Raw genomic sequence first — 17,248 nt, 5'->3', positions numbered from 1 at the left:
ACCTACTTCTTGGCAGTGAGATAGCGGCCGATCTCGACATGGTCGGCCGATGGTCCGAGTTTCTCCAGCGCGGCATCCCACAGCGCGGCGACTTCATCTGCCAGCGGCGCATTGACGCCGATCTGGTGGGCGAGTTCATCAGCGGTGCGGATATCTTTCGCCATCAGGGCCAGCCCAAATCCCGACGTGTACTTCTCCGGAATGATGAATTGCTTGAGCTTGTTCTCGGTCGAGTTGTTGCGTCCGGTGGAGGCATTCAGCACGTCGACGAGAACGTTCGGGTCGATGCCGAATTTTCCACCGATGGCAACGGCTTCGGCGGCAGCGGCGAGGCCCGCGGCCGAGACATAGTTGTTCAGCGCCTTGGCGGCGTGACCGGAGCCGAGCGGGCCGGTACGGAACACCGACTTGCCCATGGCATTCAGTACCGGTTCTGTACGATCGATGGTCGTGCCATCACCGCCGGCCATGATCGCCAGCGTGCCGTCGATGGCGCGCTTCACGCCGCCTGACACCGGCGCGTCGATGAACGCGAGACCCGCTGCGATCAGTTCTTCGCCGAGCGTGCGCGTGCCCATCGGTGCGGACGAACTCATGTCGATCACCACCGTGCCCGGTGCGAGCTTGGCCTTGAAGCCCTCGACGGCAGCGCGAACGATCTTGCCATCCGGTAGCAAGGTGATGACGGCGGCTGCATCCTTGACGGCTTCATCGACGGTCGCCGCCGACGTGCCGCCGGCTTCGGCATATTTGGCGCGTGCTTCCGCAAATGTATCGAAGCCGACGACCTGATATCCGGCGCGCGCAATGCATGCGGCCATGGGGCGTCCCATATTGCCGAGACCAATGACGGCGATCTTGGCGGGCGGATTGATGGCGGCTGAATTCGACACGGGCGTTCCTCTTTACGTTCTTATCTTACCGGATACTTCGCGGGCAGCGGGTGGCTGCGCTATTCAGGGATTATCGCGCCGCAACGCTTCCAGCGCGATCGCGGCGGCATTCTTGATGTGCTGGACGCAAGCCTGCTCGGCGCCATCCTGGTCGCCGGCCTCGATGGCGACAAGGATGGTCTCGATTTCGGCAAGACTGCGGCCGATGCGGTTGGACTGGGTCATCGACGTCATCCGCAGCACAGTGACGCGGTTCAGTAGCATCTTGAGAAAACGTTCGACGAAGGTGTTGCCGCATCCTTCGAGCAGCGCGGCATAGAATTCAGTCTTGGCGGCCAACAGGTCGCTGCGGTCTTCCTGGCCGGCAACTGCGCCCATCTGAACGAACTGCTTGCGCAGCCGGGCGATGATCCCGGGATCGCGCAGCCGCGCGCATTCACGTCCGGCATAGCCTTCCAGCAGTGCGCGCAGATCATAGAGCTGCTCGGCTTCCTCGACGCTGATGGTGCTGACGATCGGGCCGCGATGCGGGATCGTGGTGACGAGCCCTTCTGCCTCGAGCTGCCGCAGCGCCTCGCGGATCGAGGTGCGGCCGACGCCGACCTGTTCGCACAATTCACGTTCGATCAGCCGCTGGCCGGGCTTGAACAGCCCGCTTCCGATTGCGGAGCGCAGCCTGTTTTCAACCAGCAGTCGCAGGCTGGTCGATTCCCGCGAGACATTCAGGTTCGATTCGATCTTGGCCATGCGTCAATTGACCGCCTATCAGACAATCTGTCAAGCAGCTTGACCGTTCGTCTGTTTTGTGTCGAATAAGCGACGAAGCCGCCAAGGCCGTTCCTGCATCCGGAGAAAGCGCCCATGTCCAAGACAACTTCCCATCGTGGTGGCCTGAGCCGCCGTTCGCTGCTTGCCGGAACGGCTTCGCTGCTGGCGAGTCCGATGGTGCTGTCGCCTGCGCGCGCACAGGCCAAGCCGGTCAATATCGGCGTCATCATGCCGCTGTCCGGCGCAAATGCGCAGTTCGGTATCAATTCACGCAACGGCATCGAGCTGGTCGCCGACGAGATCAATGCAGCCGGCGGCATCAAGGCGCTCGGCGGCGCCAAGATCAATCTGATCGTCGCCGATGCGACGTCGACGCCGACCACGGCGGGCACCGTTGCGCAGCGCCTCATCACCCAGAATGACGTCACGGCGATTCTCGGTGCCTTTGCATCGTCGCTGACCATTGCGATTTCGGAGGTTACGGAGCGCCGCGACATTCCGCTGCTCACCATGTCCTTCGCAGACCAGATCACCGGCCGCGGCTTCAAGAACATCTTCCAGATCGTTGCCAAGGCGTCGGCGCTCGGCAAGGCGCAGCTCGACTACACGCTGGCGATTGCGCAGGCCTCCGGCACCAAGATCGACAAGATCGCGATCATGTATGAGGACACGGCCTATGGCACCGCGCAGGCGGCAGGCCTTCGCGCGGCAGCCAAGGCGGCGAATATCGAGATCGCCATGGACGACGCCTATCCGCTGGGGATCACCGACACCACGCCGCTGATCAACAAGCTGCGCACGTCCGGTGCGCAGGCCGTGTTCCCGGTGTCCTATCTCAATGACAGCTTGCTCTTGATCCGCACCATGCGCCAACAGCGCATCACCATGCCGGCGATCGGCGGTGCAGCCGGTTACGTCATTCCGGATTTCGAGAAGGGTCTCGGCGAGTTTGCAGAGAACGTCCTTTCGATCGCGCCGGCCAATTACGATCTCGCGCCCGATCTCACCGAACGCTTCCGCAAGCGCTACGGCTATTTCATGGTGCATGAGGCGCTCGAACACGCCGTTGCGCTCGACGTACTCGTGCAGGCTATCGAGAAGGCGAAGTCGGCCAAGGCCGAGGACGTCACCATGGCGCTGCGCGGCACCAAGTTCACCGGTGGCTGGACCAAGACGATGACCGGCGGCGCCGTCGAATTCGACAGTACCGGCCTAAACGTCCTGTCCGTTCCGGTGATGGTGCAGTGGCGTAACAAGGAGCTCGTGACGGTCTGGCCGAAGGACGTCGCCAAGGGCACCGCGGTCTGGAAATCCTGACGAGCTAACGAAAGATCCCTGTGTCATTTCTTCAAGCAATACTCGACGGGTTGCTGGTGGGCGGCGTTTACGCCGTCATCTCCATCGGCCTGACGCTGGTCTACGGCGTGATGGGCATCGTGAATTTCGCACAGGCGGAATTCCTGATGATCGGCATGTTCGTCTCCTGGTTCGCATGGGCCTATCTCGGCCTTGATCCGGTGCTGGCTGCGCCGTTGTCGTTTGCGGTGGCATTCGGCATCGGTTGGCTGGTGCAGGGGCAATTGATTGCGCGAGTGTTGAAGGCGCCGTCGGTGGCGCAGATCTTTCTGACGGTCGGTCTGCTGATCGTGCTGGAGAACGGGTCGCTGCTGCTGTTTGGCTCTCAATTCCGGTCGGTCACCACGTCCTATCAGACCATGTCGCTGTCGCTTGGCTCGCTGTTCATCAGCGTGCCCTATCTGATCGCCTTTGGCATGTCGCTGGCATCTGGCGTGGCGCTGTGGTGGTTCATGCGCACCAGCTGGTTCGGCCGGGCAATGCGCGCGACGGCGCAGAACCCCATGGCCGCACAGTTGATGGGGATCGATACGGCGCTGATGTACAAGATGGCGTTCGCCCTGGGCGTCGGTCTCACCGCCTTTGGCGGTGCAGTGATCCTGCCTTATGTCACTGTGTTCCCCGGCGTCGGTGGTCAGTATGTGGTGTTGATGTTCACCGTTGTGGTGCTTGGCGGTCTCGGCAGCGTTGCCGGCGCCGTCGTGGGCGGACTTGCGGTTGGTGTCATTCAGGCGCTGTCGTCACTGTTCTTTCCGATCCAGTTGCAGAATCTGGTGTTGTTCCTCGTCTTCATTCTCGTACTCGCGGTCAGGCCGCAAGGTCTGGTGGGAGCTAGCCGATGAAACGCTGGATTGCGATTGCGGCCGTTCTGGCGGTCGCCTGTGTGTTGCCGCTGCTGCTCAGTCCCACCGGGTACTGGGTTCGCGTGCTCACCTTCACGCTGCTGTTTGCGGCCATGGCGCAGGCCTGGAACATCATCGGCGGGCTGGCGAACCAGACCTCGCTCGGTCATGCGGCGTTCTTCGGTATCGGCGCCTATACGTCCACGCTGCTGCTGCTGAAGTTCGGCATCAGCCCGTGGCTTGGCATGCTCGCCGGCGGTGTGCTCGGTGGCGTCGCCGCATTGATCATCGCGATTCCAACCATGCGGCTGCAGGGACATTACTTTGCACTGGCGACGCTGGCCTTTGGTGAAGTCATGCGCGTCATCGCCAATGTCTGGGCGCCGCTGACGGGCGGTCCCGTCGGCATCTCGGTGCCCTTCGTGCCGCCGAATTTCCTGGGCTATTCATTCAAGCAGTTGCTGCCGCACGCCTACATCGCCCTGGCGGCGCTGGTCATCGTCACTGCCATTTTCGAAGTCATCCGTCGCGGCGCGATGGGCTACCGGCTGCGCGCCATCAAGGAAAACCCGGCTGCCGCGGAGGTGATCGGTATCGATACGACCAAGGTGAAGCTGCAGACCGCGGTGATCTCCGGCGTCTTGATGGCGATGCTCGGTACGCTTTACGCGCAGGTCGCGGTGTTTTTCGATCCGGATACGGTGTTCAACGCCGCTTCGATCTCCATTCGTGTGGCCTTGATCGCGATTCTCGGTGGCGTGGGAACGGCCATCGGCCCGATCCTTGGGGCGCTGTTTATTGTACCGGTCGAGGAACTGATGAATGATCTGTTTTCGTCGGGCGCGGCCGGTCTGTCGCAATTGATCTTCGGCATCATCCTGATCGCCGTCATTTTGTGGCGGCCACGAGGCTTCATCACCGTGTTTGACGCGCTGAAGGCGCGGCTGACGGGAGCACGCTCATGACAATTCTCGATGTGCGTGGCATCTCGCGCCGCTTCGGCGGCCTGCAGGCCCTGTCCGATGTCACCTTCTCGGTGCCGAAGGGCCAGATCGTCGGATTGATCGGCCCCAACGGCGCCGGCAAGACGACGTTCTTCAGCACGCTGGTGGGACTCATTCACCCTGACAGCGGCAGCATCCAGCTCGACGGCACCAGTGTGGTCGGCCAGAAGCCGCACAAGGTCGCGGCACTGGGCATGACCAAGACGTTTCAGAACGTGGCGCTGTTTGCCGAAAGTTCGGTGCTCGACAACGTGCTGACCGCAGGTCTGCTGCGCCATGACGTGGAGACCGCACGTGCACAGGCGTTGATCTGCCTCGACCGCGTCGGGCTTAAATCCGTCGCGCACAAGCAGGCCGGCAACCTGTCATTTCCCGAGCGCGCGCGCGTCGAACTTGCACGCGCATTGTGTACCGGCCCGAAGGTGCTGCTGCTTGACGAGGTCATGGCCGCCCTCAACCCGGTCGAAATGCAGGAGATCATGGATCTGATCAGATCGTTGCGCGATGACGGCATTACCTTGCTGGTGGTCGAGCATCACATGCGGGCGATCATGACCATCTGCGATCGCATCCTGGTCCTCAATTTCGGTCGCCTTCTGGCCGACGGAACGCCGCAGCAGATCGCCAACGATCCGAACGTGGTGGAAGCCTATCTGGGTCGGTCGATGGAGGCCCACAAATGATCGCGCCTCAGCCATTGCTCGAAATCAGAAACCTGAATGCCGGTTACGGCGAGATCGAGGTACTGCACGGTATCGACCTCGAGATGCAGGAAGGCGAATTCGTCTGCATCATCGGCGCCAATACCGCCGGCAAGAGTACCATCCTGCGCACCATCTCGCGTATGGTCCCGCATGTCACAGGCACCCTCCGCTTTGCCGGCAATGATCTTTCCGGTCGCGCATCCCACGACATCCCGACGCTTGGCATCGCGCATGTTCCCGAAGGCCGCCATGTGTTCCCCGACATAATGGTCGAGGAAAACCTGCTGCTCGGTGCTTTCACGGCGCGCCATGCCGACGATCTGCCGGCGCGCATGGAAGGCATTTTCGAGTTGTTTCCGCGTCTGCGCGAACGTCGCAGCCAGCTGGCCGGTACGCTGTCCGGCGGCGAGCAGCAGATGGTCGCGGTGGGCCGCGCTTTGATGCTGAAGCCGAAACTGCTGTTGCTCGACGAGCCGAGCCACGGTCTCGCCCCGAAGGTGGTCGAGGAGATGCATGACGCCTTCACCAAGATCCACAGCCGTGGAACGTCGATCCTGCTGGTCGAGCAGAATGTCGGACTGGCGCTGGATGTCGCGACGCGCGGCTATGTGCTGGAAAGCGGTCGCATCGCACTGCAGGGCACGTCTGCAGAATTGAATGAAAATCCTGCCGTTCGCGCGGCCTATCTCGGCATATGATAGAGGCAGACGGGCGAACGACGTCGACCCCTGGCAATCGCAAATGGAAGGAATAAACATGAGCTACGATCAGACGATCACCCTCGGCGGAATGTTCGATATCGGTCTTGCCGCACGGCGCGAAGTGCTTGGCGCTGCCTATGTCGACAAATCGATGCAGTCGACCAATGACTTCATGATGTCGTTCCAGCACATCACCACTGAATGGTGCTGGGGCTATGCCTGGAATCGTCCCGGCCTCGATCGCAAGACCCGCAGCATGCTGAACCTGGCGATGCTCACGGCCTTGAACCGCGCGCCCGAAATCAAGCTGCACACCCGCGGCGCGATCACCAACGGCGTCACCGTGGATGAGATCAAGGAAGTATTGTTGCACGCCACCGTCTATTGCGGGATCCCGGCTGGCCTCGACGCCTTCAAGGCCGCCAATGAAGTGCTCAAGGAAATGGGCAAGGTCGAATAGCAGCGACAGCCCTCACGTCCCTTGTCGACGCTCGAGATACCGATCTTCTCGCGAACGCGAGCCGGGTATCTCGGGCGGTTACTTTCGCCGTGCGCGTCATTGCTGTTCCGCCTTCCAGTCGCGCTTGATCTTCTTGGCAAGCGACCATTTGTGGACTTCGGTCGGGCCGTCATAGATGCGGAACGCTCGGATTTCGCGGAAGGCCTGTTCGACGATCGTTTCACCCGAAACGCCGGTGCCGCCCATCACTTGCACGCAACGGTCGGCGATCCGCATCAGCGCTTCCGACACGGCGACTTTGGCCATCGAGCTTTCGGCCGTGCCGAGCGAGCCGGTGTCGAGTACGTCCGCGCACCAGTCAATCATCAGTTCCGACTGTTTGAGATCGATCAGGTTCTCCGCCAGCATGAAGCCGACGCCTTCGTGATCGATCAACGCTTTTCCGAACGCATGGCGACGACAGGCATAGTCGGTGGCGATCTCGTTGGCGCGGATCGCAAGACCCAGCCAGCGCATGCAATGCGACAGGCGCGCCGGGCTGAGGCGGATCTGCGCGTATTTGAAACCGTCGCCTGACGCGCCCAGCATCTGGTCTGCAGGGACACGCAGGTTGTCGATCTCGATCTCGGCATGGCCGCCGGGCATCGAGTTGTCGATCGTATTCAGCACGCGCAGGGTGCGGATCGCAGGATCAGGGAGATCGACGAGGAACATGCAGGCGCCGTCCTCGGACTTCGCCATGACGATGCCGACCCTGGCGCCTTCCGCGCCGGTGATGAACTTCTTCCGCCCGTTGATCACCCAGTGATTGCCATCGAGCCTGCAGGTGGTCTGCATCATCGACGGATCGGAGCCTGCGCCGCCAGCGTCTGCCGGCTCGGTCATGAAGAATGCCGAACGCGCTTTCCCTGACACCAGCGGTTCAAGAAAACGCGTCTTCTGTTCGGCGGTGCCGACCTTGCCGAGCAGATACATATTGCCTTCATCGGGCGCCATCGTGTTGCAGGCCAGCGGGCCCAGCGGCGAAAGACCGGACTTGATCAGGGCTTTTGCCGTTTCGCGTTGCGTCAGATGCGATCCATCCGCAAGAATGTGCGGGGTCAGAACGCCGGCCTTGCGTGCCTTGTCGCGCAGCTCCTGCACCAGTTCGTCGCTCGGGCCGTGAGGTCCTGTCCGTGGATCTTTCTCATAGGGGATGACTTCGGCGCGGATGAAGGTCTCGATCCTGGCGGCAATGGCGTCGGCGCGATCAGTCATGGATGTGGATACTCCGGTCGATCCGCAGCTGGGCGGGGCCGTGGTGGCGGGATTCAGTTATGCGCGGTCGATCACGGCCTGCAGGGGTGATGGCAGCGACGCGGTGGGATAACATCTGCACGAGCAGTATGCCCGATCGCATCGAACTCGGCTACGATGTATCGATCATGCCGGAGGGCGTGGGCCGTCGCTGACCGCGTATGACATGCCGATCGTCCAAGCCCTTGACCGGAGGAAAAGCTCTATTTCGGCGCCGGCGCGGCCGCGTCGAGATTGATGCCCGGAAAGCGCCGTCTCAGGTCCCGCTTCAGCGATCTGAAATGTTCGATATTTGTCTCGAGCGTGCGCAGCCGTGCTTCGCCGATGCGGATCTCGTCGTCCGATTTCTGCAGGAGCTCCGCCCGTGGGTCAGCCTGGCTGTTGACGTCCTCGATTTCGTTACCACCGACAATTGCGGCGATGGAGATGACGTCTTCCAGCCGACGCTTCAGGCCGTCATGCTCGTATTCTGCACTGCGCAGGCCGGAGTCGATGGTCGCCGCAATGGCAAGAACCAGTCGTTCATCGGTGATGCGATCGCGCTCCGGGGAGCGTGTCCGGAACGTCTCGGAGGAGGAGCGAAAGATGCGCTTCAGCATGGCGGCATTTCCCTCTGGCTCAGGTGAGACCCTTGATCTTCTTACACGATGTTGCGGAGCCTGACGACATCTGCACAATGCCCGACGTCGATTTCGTGAGCGCAAGCTCCTTGGCGGAGATGAAGCGTAGCGTGGCTCTGGGGTTGGCCTCGCAGAATCGCGACAGCGTCGCCGCCGTGGCGGGTATCGTATCCTGTTTCGGGATCACCGCGATGCCGCCATCCTTCAGGATGTAGGCGTCTTTGACGTTCGGCATCGTCGCCGTCTCGGTGCAGACCTTGAACAGGCCTTCATAGGCCTGGGGCGGCATGGTGAGATCGCCTGCAAGGCCGCCGAGCAGATATTCCCGGCTCTTGTTGCAATTGTCGGCTTGCGCGGCACCTGCGGTGAGCACGAGCAGTGCGATGATGGCGGCAAATTGTCTCATGCCGATGCCCTCAGCTCCGATCCGGTCTGCAACGCATCCCCCGATGACGATGGTCGCTTCAGGCCATAGGTTTCTGCGGCACAGCGTTCCCACGACAGATCACGCGCATGGGCGGCGGCACCGGCGCCGAGGCGTGCCCGCAACTCATCATCTTCGGCCAGTTGCCGGATCACGCCGGTGATCATGTCGACACGGGGAGCGACCAGAAGGCCCGACTGGCCGGCGAGCACGGCATCGGGCACGCCGCCGATATTGCTCGCCACGCTCGGCAAGCCTGTGGCACCGGCCTCGAGATAGACAAGACCGAAGCCTTCGACGCGGCCGGACGACTCCGGCACGCCGGTCAGACAAAAGAAGTCCGCCGCACCGTAGATGTCACGAATTTCTTCATTCGATAGCGCGCCGAGCAGTCTGATGTCGCAGTCCGACGCCGCGATCATGCCGCGAAGCTCATCGACATAGTCAGCCTCGCCTTGTGGACCGATGACCAGCCAGGTGACGCGCTGACGCAATTCGCCAGGAAGCTGCGTGAGTGCGGCGAGCGTGAGGTGGTGGCCCTTGCGCCGCGTGAGCCGCGCCACGGTCACCATGACGATGCGGTCGGGCGCAATGTCATAGATCGCACGCGTGGCGGCGCGATCGCTGCGCCGGCCGGACCAGAAATCGGAGACGCCAAGGCGAATGGCATGGATGCGGCGTTCGTCGATTGCGAATCTTTTGCGGAACAGGTCGCGTGTAAAGTTGCTATTGGCAGCGACCTCGGTGCGTGGCCCGAATACGCCACTGCAGCGGATCGCCAGCCGCTTCAGCGGCGTCTGCGTCTCGTTGATCTCCGTACCGTGCACGGTCATCAGCATTCGCGCCGGCGTGCGGCCGCGGGCCAGCGCGATCGGGATAAAGAACGGCCAGTCGGCGGCATGCACCACATCGTACGGCGCCGTACCGATGCGGCTGCGCGCCAGCATGATCTTGGCGGGCAGATCACGCGCCGAATGCAATCCGCCGCTGAAGCGGTGGATTGCGAAGGGCATCGCGCGATCATCGGTTGACGTATCCTGTGCGTAATCGGGAGCGACCAGCGTCACCCGCGCGCCGAGCTGTGTTGCAGCGAGGGCGATCTCGCGGGCATAGGTGCCAATCCCGCCGCGTGCGGGAGCATATTCGCTCGATAGCAACAGGATATTCACAAATAGCCTCAGTGTGCCGCGGAGGGCGTCATCGTCATGTTGCGCGAATTCTGGATGTCCTGGTGATAAGTGAAGACGCGCGCCAGTTGCGTGGCCGGCGTGAAATCATTGATGGCGCTGGCAACCTGCTCCGGATTGATCTCGCCGGTGCCGATCGCATCGCGGGTATCGAGGAAACGTTGGGCCAGGTTCTCGATCATCTCGTCGCGCGACGCGCTACGCGAAATCAGGTAACCGCTCTCGCCATCATGGATCACCGATTCCAGTTGCGGCAGATGCACGGCGACGACCGGGCGGCCGACCGCAAGCGTCTCGAGCACACAGCGCGGCATGCCCTCGAATTCCGACGTCAGGATGCCTGCATGGGCATTGGCCAGTGTTGCGGCCATGCCGACGGCGTCCTTGAATCCGTGCCGGATCGTGATGTCTTCGATCGCGGCGAATTCGGCAAAGCGATGCGGATCGCTGGTCCCGATATAGTGGAATTCGAGATGGCCATGCAGCCGCTCGCGCAGGCGGGCGATGGTGCTGAACATCAACGGCGGATCCTTGAACTCGTCAAGGCGCCCCGCGAAGATGATCCGGAACGGTTCGGTCATCGCCGGAAACGGCTGCGGCTTGAAGATGTCGGTATTGACCCAGGTCCACAGTGTGTCGATCTTGCCGCTCTGACCGGGATATGTCTTTTGCAGGCGTTCGGTGATGAACGGGTTCACGCACAGAAACTTCGCGCTGGTCGTGACGGCGAAACGCTCGCCGATATTGTGCACGAACGAATATTTCCGTAGCAGCGAATCCATCTGCAGCTTCGGTGCACCCTCGCCATGCAGCATCTGGATGAACGGGCGGCGCAGCAGCGTCGGCAGCCAGGAAAACTCGACGCGGCGCAGATCGACCGTGCAGCCGCGTTCGCGAATTAACCGCGAGACCGGGCCGAAGTAACGCAGCAAGGCCATGAAGAACTGGCCGGTCAGTGACGAGCGGATGGTGCGCGCGGCCTCTCGGGCCTGCTGGTCGGAATAGTGCAGGATCGGGAGAAAGTCGAAGTCGCGCCCGCGGAACGTCAGCCGTCGCACTTCGCCGAGCTTGAGGTCGCCGATCGAATCCACGCCGACGAACAGGATGTCGGTGTCCGTGGGATGGAAGGTGATGAAGTCGCGGATATAGGTCTCCAGCCCACCCACCTTCTGGCCGCGCGGATCGAACGGATGGATGAGACAGATCTGATAGCGTTGCTTGGCCGGTGCGGCGTTCCGGGCGCGAAGCCCCAGAGTAAGTGTCGAGGTCATGCGGCTTTCCTCATGCGGGCGTTCAGGATTTGTGGAAGCGTACTGGCGATCAAACGTGGTACGGCGGCAGCGCAGCGCGCGTAACGAGGCGCAAGGCGGCGCGGATTGCGCAACATGCGCCACGCCCATTCGAGGCCGGTACGCTGGGTGAACATGGGTGCGCGAATTTGCGTACCTGCGATGAAGTCGAGCGCCGCGCCAAAACAGAGGCAGCCGGTGCCGTCCAGCTCATCGATACAACGCGAGGCAAACACTTCCTGTCGCGGAGCGCCCAGCGCGAGGAAGCAGAGCTTTGCACCGGATGCGCGGATCTGTGCAATCGCTGTATCCGCCTCCGCTGAATAGGCATCGAAGTTGCGACCGGGCGCGAATGTGCCGACGATCTGCAAGCCCTGATATCGCTTACGCAATTCCGCTGTCGTCTTGTCCAGTGTCGGTCTGTCGGAACCGAACAGAAAGATGGGAAGCCCCTTCTTGCCTGCAGCTTCGCACAAGGGAGCAGCAAGATCAGCGCCGGTTGTTCGCGAAATGGGCTTGCCTAGCAGATGACTGAGAATGACGATCGGAAAGCCATCCGCAGTCACGAAGCGTGCGCGCCGATAGGCCGCGCGAAAGTCCGGCTTTTGTTGCAGATGGACGACATGATCGAGATTGAGCGTGCATACGCTGAAGTTATCGCCGCGTTCGGCCGCTTCCACGATCGATGAAACGGCTTCGTCGAGTGACGAAATGTTGACGGTGACACCGTCAACGGTGAGATTTCGGGCTTGTGGCGCCTGCGTCTGCAACATGTCGCTCCCCTGATGACAATGTGGCCGAGTTACGCTTGAACGAAGTACACAACTTGCTTGCTACAGATGCAGCGAAGAAAGAGGGTGAGTCGAAAATCATCTCCTCGACGTGATGCCATCAAAACGAACTATTGCGACGCAACGATGGCGATGCTGTCGCGCAATATCGAAAGATAGCAGTCACGATTTTGAATCGATGGAGAGTGGATATGTTCGAATGTTCAAGGAGAAAGTCGCTCGCAGTCATCGCCGGCGCGACGCTTGCTATGCAACGACATGCACTCGGCGCGACGCAAACGCAGAGCCTTGGTACAATTGCGGCAAAAAATGGTTTGATGTTTGGCGCGGCTGCGGGGCCCGTGATCGACAAGGATGTTGGATATCGTGAGCTTTACACAACACAGACGAAAATTATAACGACAGACATCGCTCTGAAAATGGGCACGCTTGCGCCGATGGCCGGCCCGAAGCGATTCGAGAGCGCTGATCGATTGCTGCAATTTTGTGCGAGCAATCGCATTCCAATGCGCGGTCATTGTTTGATCTGGAACGAATGGGTTCCGCAATGGATCAAGTCCATGAGCAATTCCGAGCGACAGGCCTTCTTCGATAGTTATATCGATGAAGTCGCGGGACGTTATGCCGGAAAATTACAGTCATGGGACGTCGTGAATGAGCCGTTCTGGCCCGGTCACAAGGCGCCCGGCGGCTATCGTCTCGGCCCGTGGTACGATGCGTTTGGAACCGATTATATCAAGCGCGCCTTCGCCCGCGCCGGTGCGGTGGATAAGAAGACCAAGTTTGTGCTCAATGAGGCACAGGCGGAACGCGATGACGATGTCGGTCTTGCAGTGCGCGCCGGATTATTGCGTCTGGTCGATGAATTGCAGCACGCGGGAGTCCGGCTCGATGTCGTCGGTTTGCAGGGCCACCTGCAGCCGCGCTATCCGCATGATCCCCAGCGGTTTCTGGAATTCGTCCACGCGCTGGCCGAACGCAAGGTCGATATCTACATCACCGAATTCGATGTTCGTGACGACACGTTCCCCGATGATGTGGCCACGCGCGACAAGATGATCGCGGAGACCGGCGGGAAATTCCTCGAAACGGTGCTGCAGGTTCCGGCGGTCAAGGCTGTGATCGCGTGGCAGCTGTCCGATCACTATTCATTCTATACGGACGCCGCGCGAAAGAAGACTCCTCTCGCAGAGCGACTGCCGCGGCCGCTGCCGTTCGATGAGAACATGCAAAAAAAGCCGCTGTGGTACGCAATGGCCCGTGCCCTGGAGACCGCCAAACGGTCGTGACATTTTCGCGACATCAGAGCTCCGAGAGTTGCGGCTGACGGCGCAGCATCCGAAGCAATGTCGGCCCGTAAAGGATGGCAAGGACCAGCACATAGATCGCCGCGCCCGCGGCGACATGGGCCGCCAGCAGGACATAGTTTGGCGCTTCGGGCAGTTGCGTCAGCAGTGCCCCCATGGCCCCGGTTGCGATGACGATGCGGGCGAGATGCGCCCAGGGCAGCGTCAGGCCGAATTTGGAAAAGCCGATGATGAAGCTGACCAGCGCTGCGGCAATGGCGGACAGCACCGTCGCACCGGCCGCGCCGACGAGTCCCCAATAGTGGATACAGATGAAGCTCGCCATGATCGTCACCAGCGCGTCGATGCTTGAGACGACGATCATCAGCTGCGTCCTGCTGTGCAGGAGAAACACTTGGTCGCCAAAATGGGCGCGGATGTTGCGGATCGAACCGGCCAGGGCCGAGAGAGGCAGGATTGCCAGCGTCACCTGCTGGAACGGCGTGGCGATCAGCAGGTGCACGATCTCGGCGCGGAGCAGGAAGATGCCCGCAATGCTCGGCGCCAGAATGCCGATGAGCAGCGCACTGTTGTCGGCAAGCTGGCGCATCGCGGCCTTGCTGCCGCCTTGCTCCATGCTCTTGACCGCCAGCGGAAACGCCGCCGCCGTCACCAGCATCGCTGCCACCGCCGCGGCGCGCTGCCCCAGACCGTAACCAACTGCAAAAAGGCCCGCGGCGGCGACGCCGAGCATGTCGTTGACGATGAAGCGCGAGGCATTGAGGCCGACCCAGCCCAGCGCGCCGCCGATAATCAGTGGAATGCCATAGCTCACCGCATGGCGAATGATCTCGCGATCGATCGGCCACAATCGGCGGCTGTAGCCAATGCGCGGCAGGACGACCAAAGCGGCAAAGAGCTGCGCGGCGGCATAGCCCAGCAGCGGCCATTCCGGCGACGGGCTGATCAGCTTGATCAGCACCAGGCCGAAAATGAAACCGATCGACGGCCCGACGATCTGCTGGATTGAATAGACGCCGATCTGGTGCCGGACCCGGGCACGTTCGGCGATATAGAGATTGAGGGAGCGGCTGATGACATAAGCGACGGTCGCGCCGAGCAGCGCAGGGTTGGTGTCAGTAGCGATGACCGCATAGAGTACACCGATCACGGCGGCGCTCTGCAACACCAGGGACACGAGGATGACCACGTTCTCGGTGCGGTAGAAGCGTTCCGCCTGTTCGCCGTCCTGATAGCGACCGAAGAAGCGCAGCGCATATTGCGACCACCACGCTAGGAACGCGATCTGCAGCAGCTCATGCGTTGCGGTGATCAGCGTGATCACACCCAGCGTGTGCTCGTTGACCACATGGGTCCACACGATCATCGCGATCAGCTGGAACATCGGTCCGACGATTTGCGCCGGAAGATAAAGGATCGTGCGCTTCAGCAGCATGGTCAGGCTCCGAGCCAGCGGGCCGCGCGGGGCGGCGCCCATCGTTGCACGGCGAGCAATGCGCCAAGGCTCAAGGCGACGGTGATCGCATACATCAGAAATGTCCCCGCAACCGGGCCGAACTGGCGCAGTCCGCCATGATTGCGCAAGGCCATGACAATGAAAATATGCCAGAGATAGATGAAGTAGCTGCCGGATCCGAGCATGGCCAGGACCGACGCGCGGATGCCCAGCGCGAGCAACAGAACGCAGAGCGCAGCGGCGTAGCCGAAGAACGCCATCGAATCATAATCGGCGGCGTCGCCGATCTTCAGCAATCGGACCGCAGCATAGATCACATAGGCCAGCAGCGCCGCAGCAGTGAGTGTCAGGCGCATCGCCGGAAGGGCCGGCCGCGCCGTCGATCCGGCGACCAGCATTCCCAGGGCCATGAAGCTGAACCAGAACGGGATGTCGCGCATGCGCACTTCCTCGATCAGCCCTTCGGACAGCCCGCGCTGGATCAGCAGGGGATCGAAATAGCTGCCGATGATCAGGCCGAAGACGAGGGCAAGCATCAGGACGATGCGCAGTCGCTCATTGGCTTGGGTCGGCACGTGATGGGCGAACCACAGCGTCAGCCAGAGCATGAGCGTACAACCGAGATAGACGAAGACATAGTAATACACGAAGACGTAGGCGAGCACGAAACGGGCGACCGTCGTTGTCGGTCGATGGTCCATCGCCGGATTCTGCAGCGCCATGTAGAGATAGGCCGCAGCGAAAGCGATTGTGTAGGGGATCAGTGCTGCCATCACGCGCTTGCCGAGCGGAACGCGGCCCGACAGCGCGGTCAGATAACCGGACGCAAACAGGAAGATCGGCACGCAGGGACGCAGCGCCGCATCGAGCATGGTCTTCCACGATGCGTCGAGCGGCTGCTGCAGCGAATGGATGCCGATCACCATCAGAATCGCGAGGCCGCGCATGCTGTCGATGGCCACATCCCGGCTGGCCGTCCTCGTTTGAGCCAGCGGCTGCGCCGTCCCGGACATTGTCTGTGTTGCATCCACCATCAGTTCACGTCTGCCTTGGCACCGTCGCCGCGGCAATTCGCGTGCTGAAATGGCGATCATAAGCCTCATTGAGAGCACGCCGCATGGGCGTCTCGAAATAGCGCAGGGACAGAATACTCACAGCGGCAAGAATGGCGATGGCCAGCGGCACCAGAGCGAGCTTGCCGCCGGGAATGACGGGGGCAAGGAAGCGTGCCGCCAGCGTGAGAACGACAGTCGCGACCGGAATATGCAGCATGTAGGAGGAATAGGTCAGCGACGACCAGCGCTCGAAGCCAAGGCGCGAGAACAGCGTGGTCTGGCCGGAGAGGTCGTGATGGATGGCGAGCATCGCGATGAGATAGATGGCTGCCAGTGCTGCCATGATCGGGAGCTGCGCGCCGAAGATCAGGAACAGGACGAGGGTGGCCGTCAGCAGGCCGGGCATTGCCGGAAGCCGTGCGATCCTGTCGCGAAACAGCCAGCAGGCGATGCCGAGATTGAAGGCAGGCAAAGCGCGGAAGGCGCCGCCCTTGTTGATCCAGTCCGGCCAGGGGTCGGTGCCCATGGTCAGGGCATAGATGCTGTTGGCCAGCAGCGGCAGCAAGACGAGGGCCACGATCACCATCCTGCTCCGCGTGATCGTCAGCACCATCAGCGGAAACAGCACATAGCAGAAGAACTCCGCCGACAGGGACCAGCTCGGAAAATTGAAGGTCAGCCGGTCGCCATCGATGGCGTGCAGCAGCAGGAACTGCGCCGGCAGGTCTGAGAACGGATAACGCGCCGGGTTGTCGGTCTTGGCGATGCCCGCATGAAGCGCCAGTGCGATCAGGATGTAGAAAGCCAGCGTCGCCAGATGCAGTGGATAGATCCGCGCGAGGCGTCGCCACAGGAAGCGGCCGACCGCAGCGGGTGAGCCGACCTTGGCCAGATACTGGCTGGCAATGACGAAGCCGGAGATGACGAAGAACAGGTCGACGAACAGATTGAAGTGCCAGGTGTGGTCCACCATGAAGCGACCGATTGGCAGTTCCTTGATGTAATCCGAATAATGCAGGATCACGACGGCGCTGGCCGCAACGATGCGCAGCCCGTCGAGATGTCGTGTGCTGGTGTCGCTATCCTGCAAGAAGC

The 17,248-nt window shown here is 61.5% G+C and carries 18 protein-coding genes; 7 read left to right on the top strand and 11 right to left on the bottom strand.

Going from position 1 to position 17,248, the window contains the following annotated elements; genetic code table 11:
• Positions 1-2: 2 nt before the first annotated feature.
• On the bottom strand, positions 3-893 hold the full coding sequence (locus AC1RLZ_RS13495) for an NAD(P)-dependent oxidoreductase (RefSeq protein WP_493189041.1): 891 nt from the start codon (positions 891-893) through the stop codon (positions 3-5).
• Positions 894-956: 63 nt separating this feature from the next.
• Positions 957-1,640, bottom strand: a complete 684-nt coding sequence (locus tag AC1RLZ_RS13490; RefSeq protein ID WP_493189040.1) for a GntR family transcriptional regulator — start codon at positions 1,638-1,640, stop codon at positions 957-959.
• Positions 1,641-1,754: 114 nt separating this feature from the next.
• Here AC1RLZ_RS13490 and AC1RLZ_RS13485 point away from each other — a divergent pair, with 114 nt between their 5' ends.
• From AC1RLZ_RS13485 to AC1RLZ_RS13460, 6 genes are read left to right on the top strand one after another with little or no spacing between them, the layout of a single operon-like run.
• Positions 1,755-2,978, top strand: a complete 1,224-nt coding sequence (locus AC1RLZ_RS13485; protein ID WP_493189039.1) for an ABC transporter substrate-binding protein — start codon at positions 1,755-1,757, stop codon at positions 2,976-2,978.
• A gap of 20 nt (positions 2,979-2,998) precedes the next feature.
• The gene (locus tag AC1RLZ_RS13480) at positions 2,999-3,859 is read left to right on the top strand and encodes a branched-chain amino acid ABC transporter permease (RefSeq protein ID WP_371424778.1); all 861 of its coding nucleotides are present in this window, start codon (positions 2,999-3,001) and stop codon (positions 3,857-3,859) included.
• Complete coding sequence (locus AC1RLZ_RS13475) at positions 3,856-4,824, top strand: branched-chain amino acid ABC transporter permease (RefSeq protein WP_493189038.1); 969 nt, start codon at positions 3,856-3,858, stop codon at positions 4,822-4,824. The genes AC1RLZ_RS13480 and AC1RLZ_RS13475 overlap by 4 nt, the downstream gene beginning before the upstream one ends.
• A complete protein-coding gene (locus tag AC1RLZ_RS13470) occupies positions 4,821-5,546 on the top strand; it encodes an ABC transporter ATP-binding protein (protein ID WP_493189037.1) in 726 nt (241 codons plus the stop codon). Before AC1RLZ_RS13475 ends, AC1RLZ_RS13470 begins: the two co-directional genes overlap by 4 nt.
• Positions 5,543-6,265: an ABC transporter ATP-binding protein gene (locus AC1RLZ_RS13465; protein ID WP_493189036.1), complete on the top strand. Its 723-nt coding sequence runs from the start codon at positions 5,543-5,545 to the stop codon at positions 6,263-6,265. The genes AC1RLZ_RS13470 and AC1RLZ_RS13465 overlap by 4 nt, the downstream gene beginning before the upstream one ends.
• 58 nt (positions 6,266-6,323) lie before the next feature.
• Complete coding sequence (locus AC1RLZ_RS13460; RefSeq protein ID WP_068729678.1) at positions 6,324-6,728, top strand: carboxymuconolactone decarboxylase family protein; 405 nt, start codon at positions 6,324-6,326, stop codon at positions 6,726-6,728.
• 96 nt (positions 6,729-6,824) lie between these two features.
• Here the strand turns inward: AC1RLZ_RS13460 and AC1RLZ_RS13455 are convergent, their stop codons facing one another.
• From AC1RLZ_RS13455 to AC1RLZ_RS13430, 6 genes are all read right to left on the bottom strand, one after another.
• The gene (locus AC1RLZ_RS13455; protein ID WP_493189035.1) at positions 6,825-7,985 is read right to left on the bottom strand and encodes an acyl-CoA dehydrogenase family protein; all 1,161 of its coding nucleotides are present in this window, start codon (positions 7,983-7,985) and stop codon (positions 6,825-6,827) included.
• A 242-nt stretch (positions 7,986-8,227) separates the two neighbouring features.
• Positions 8,228-8,623 (bottom strand): hypothetical protein, encoded by a 396-nt coding sequence (locus tag AC1RLZ_RS13450; protein WP_493189034.1) that lies wholly within the window; start codon positions 8,621-8,623, stop codon positions 8,228-8,230.
• 19 nt (positions 8,624-8,642) lie between these two features.
• Positions 8,643-9,050 carry a hypothetical protein gene (locus AC1RLZ_RS13445; protein ID WP_493189033.1) on the bottom strand — a complete coding sequence of 136 codons (408 nt, stop codon included), beginning with the start codon at positions 9,048-9,050 and terminating at the stop codon, positions 8,643-8,645.
• The gene (locus AC1RLZ_RS13440; RefSeq protein WP_493189032.1) at positions 9,047-10,237 is read right to left on the bottom strand and encodes a glycosyltransferase family 4 protein; all 1,191 of its coding nucleotides are present in this window, start codon (positions 10,235-10,237) and stop codon (positions 9,047-9,049) included. The genes AC1RLZ_RS13445 and AC1RLZ_RS13440 overlap by 4 nt, the downstream gene beginning before the upstream one ends.
• An 8-nt stretch (positions 10,238-10,245) precedes the next feature.
• Positions 10,246-11,526 (bottom strand): glycosyltransferase, encoded by a 1,281-nt coding sequence (locus tag AC1RLZ_RS13435; RefSeq protein ID WP_493189031.1) that lies wholly within the window; start codon positions 11,524-11,526, stop codon positions 10,246-10,248.
• Positions 11,523-12,317: a WecB/TagA/CpsF family glycosyltransferase gene (locus tag AC1RLZ_RS13430; RefSeq protein WP_493189030.1), complete on the bottom strand. Its 795-nt coding sequence runs from the start codon at positions 12,315-12,317 to the stop codon at positions 11,523-11,525. The genes AC1RLZ_RS13435 and AC1RLZ_RS13430 overlap by 4 nt, the downstream gene beginning before the upstream one ends.
• Before the next feature lie 131 nt (positions 12,318-12,448).
• Here AC1RLZ_RS13430 and AC1RLZ_RS13425 point away from each other — a divergent pair, with 131 nt between their 5' ends.
• Entirely contained in the window at positions 12,449-13,624 is a 1,176-nt protein-coding gene (locus AC1RLZ_RS13425; protein ID WP_493189029.1) for an endo-1,4-beta-xylanase, read from the top strand.
• Between the two features lie 13 nt (positions 13,625-13,637).
• Here the strand turns inward: AC1RLZ_RS13425 and AC1RLZ_RS13420 are convergent, their stop codons facing one another.
• From AC1RLZ_RS13420 to AC1RLZ_RS13410, 3 genes are read right to left on the bottom strand one after another with little or no spacing between them, the layout of a single operon-like run.
• Positions 13,638-15,077, bottom strand: coding sequence for an oligosaccharide flippase family protein (locus tag AC1RLZ_RS13420; protein WP_493189028.1), 1,440 nt, complete (start codon positions 15,075-15,077; stop codon positions 13,638-13,640).
• 2 nt (positions 15,078-15,079) lie between these two features.
• Complete coding sequence (locus AC1RLZ_RS13415; protein WP_493189027.1) at positions 15,080-16,111, bottom strand: acyltransferase family protein; 1,032 nt, start codon at positions 16,109-16,111, stop codon at positions 15,080-15,082.
• Positions 16,112-16,136: 25 nt separating this feature from the next.
• Positions 16,137-17,243: an acyltransferase family protein gene (locus tag AC1RLZ_RS13410; RefSeq protein WP_493189026.1), complete on the bottom strand. Its 1,107-nt coding sequence runs from the start codon at positions 17,241-17,243 to the stop codon at positions 16,137-16,139.
• Positions 17,244-17,248 lie beyond the last annotated feature (5 nt).

This window comes from Tardiphaga sp. GW822-FHT04G09, from assembly GCF_058800725.1.
The sequence above is the reverse complement of the archived record's forward strand: the minus strand, read 5'-3'. Positions and strand labels throughout refer to the sequence as shown.

Bases quoted from the DNA above. Each gene is read 5' to 3' on its own strand.
- AC1RLZ_RS13490 (WP_493189040.1), bottom strand. From the start codon at position 1,640: ATGGCCAAGATCGAATCGAACCTGAATGTCTCGCGGGAATCGACCAGC.
- AC1RLZ_RS13485 (WP_493189039.1), top strand. From the start codon at position 1,755: ATGTCCAAGACAACTTCCCATCGTGGTGGCCTGAGCCGCCGTTCGCTG.
- AC1RLZ_RS13475 (WP_493189038.1), top strand. From the start codon at position 3,856: ATGAAACGCTGGATTGCGATTGCGGCCGTTCTGGCGGTCGCCTGTGTG.
- AC1RLZ_RS13470 (WP_493189037.1), top strand. From the start codon at position 4,821: ATGACAATTCTCGATGTGCGTGGCATCTCGCGCCGCTTCGGCGGCCTG.
- AC1RLZ_RS13465 (WP_493189036.1), top strand. From the start codon at position 5,543: ATGATCGCGCCTCAGCCATTGCTCGAAATCAGAAACCTGAATGCCGGT.
- AC1RLZ_RS13460 (WP_068729678.1), top strand. From the start codon at position 6,324: ATGAGCTACGATCAGACGATCACCCTCGGCGGAATGTTCGATATCGGT.
- AC1RLZ_RS13455 (WP_493189035.1), bottom strand. From the start codon at position 7,985: ATGACTGATCGCGCCGACGCCATTGCCGCCAGGATCGAGACCTTCATC.
- AC1RLZ_RS13450 (WP_493189034.1), bottom strand. From the start codon at position 8,623: ATGCTGAAGCGCATCTTTCGCTCCTCCTCCGAGACGTTCCGGACACGC.
- AC1RLZ_RS13445 (WP_493189033.1), bottom strand. From the start codon at position 9,050: ATGAGACAATTTGCCGCCATCATCGCACTGCTCGTGCTCACCGCAGGT.
- AC1RLZ_RS13435 (WP_493189031.1), bottom strand. From the start codon at position 11,526: ATGACCTCGACACTTACTCTGGGGCTTCGCGCCCGGAACGCCGCACCG.
- AC1RLZ_RS13430 (WP_493189030.1), bottom strand. From the start codon at position 12,317: ATGTTGCAGACGCAGGCGCCACAAGCCCGAAATCTCACCGTTGACGGT.
- AC1RLZ_RS13420 (WP_493189028.1), bottom strand. From the start codon at position 15,077: ATGCTGCTGAAGCGCACGATCCTTTATCTTCCGGCGCAAATCGTCGGA.
- AC1RLZ_RS13415 (WP_493189027.1), bottom strand. From the start codon at position 16,111: ATGTCCGGGACGGCGCAGCCGCTGGCTCAAACGAGGACGGCCAGCCGG.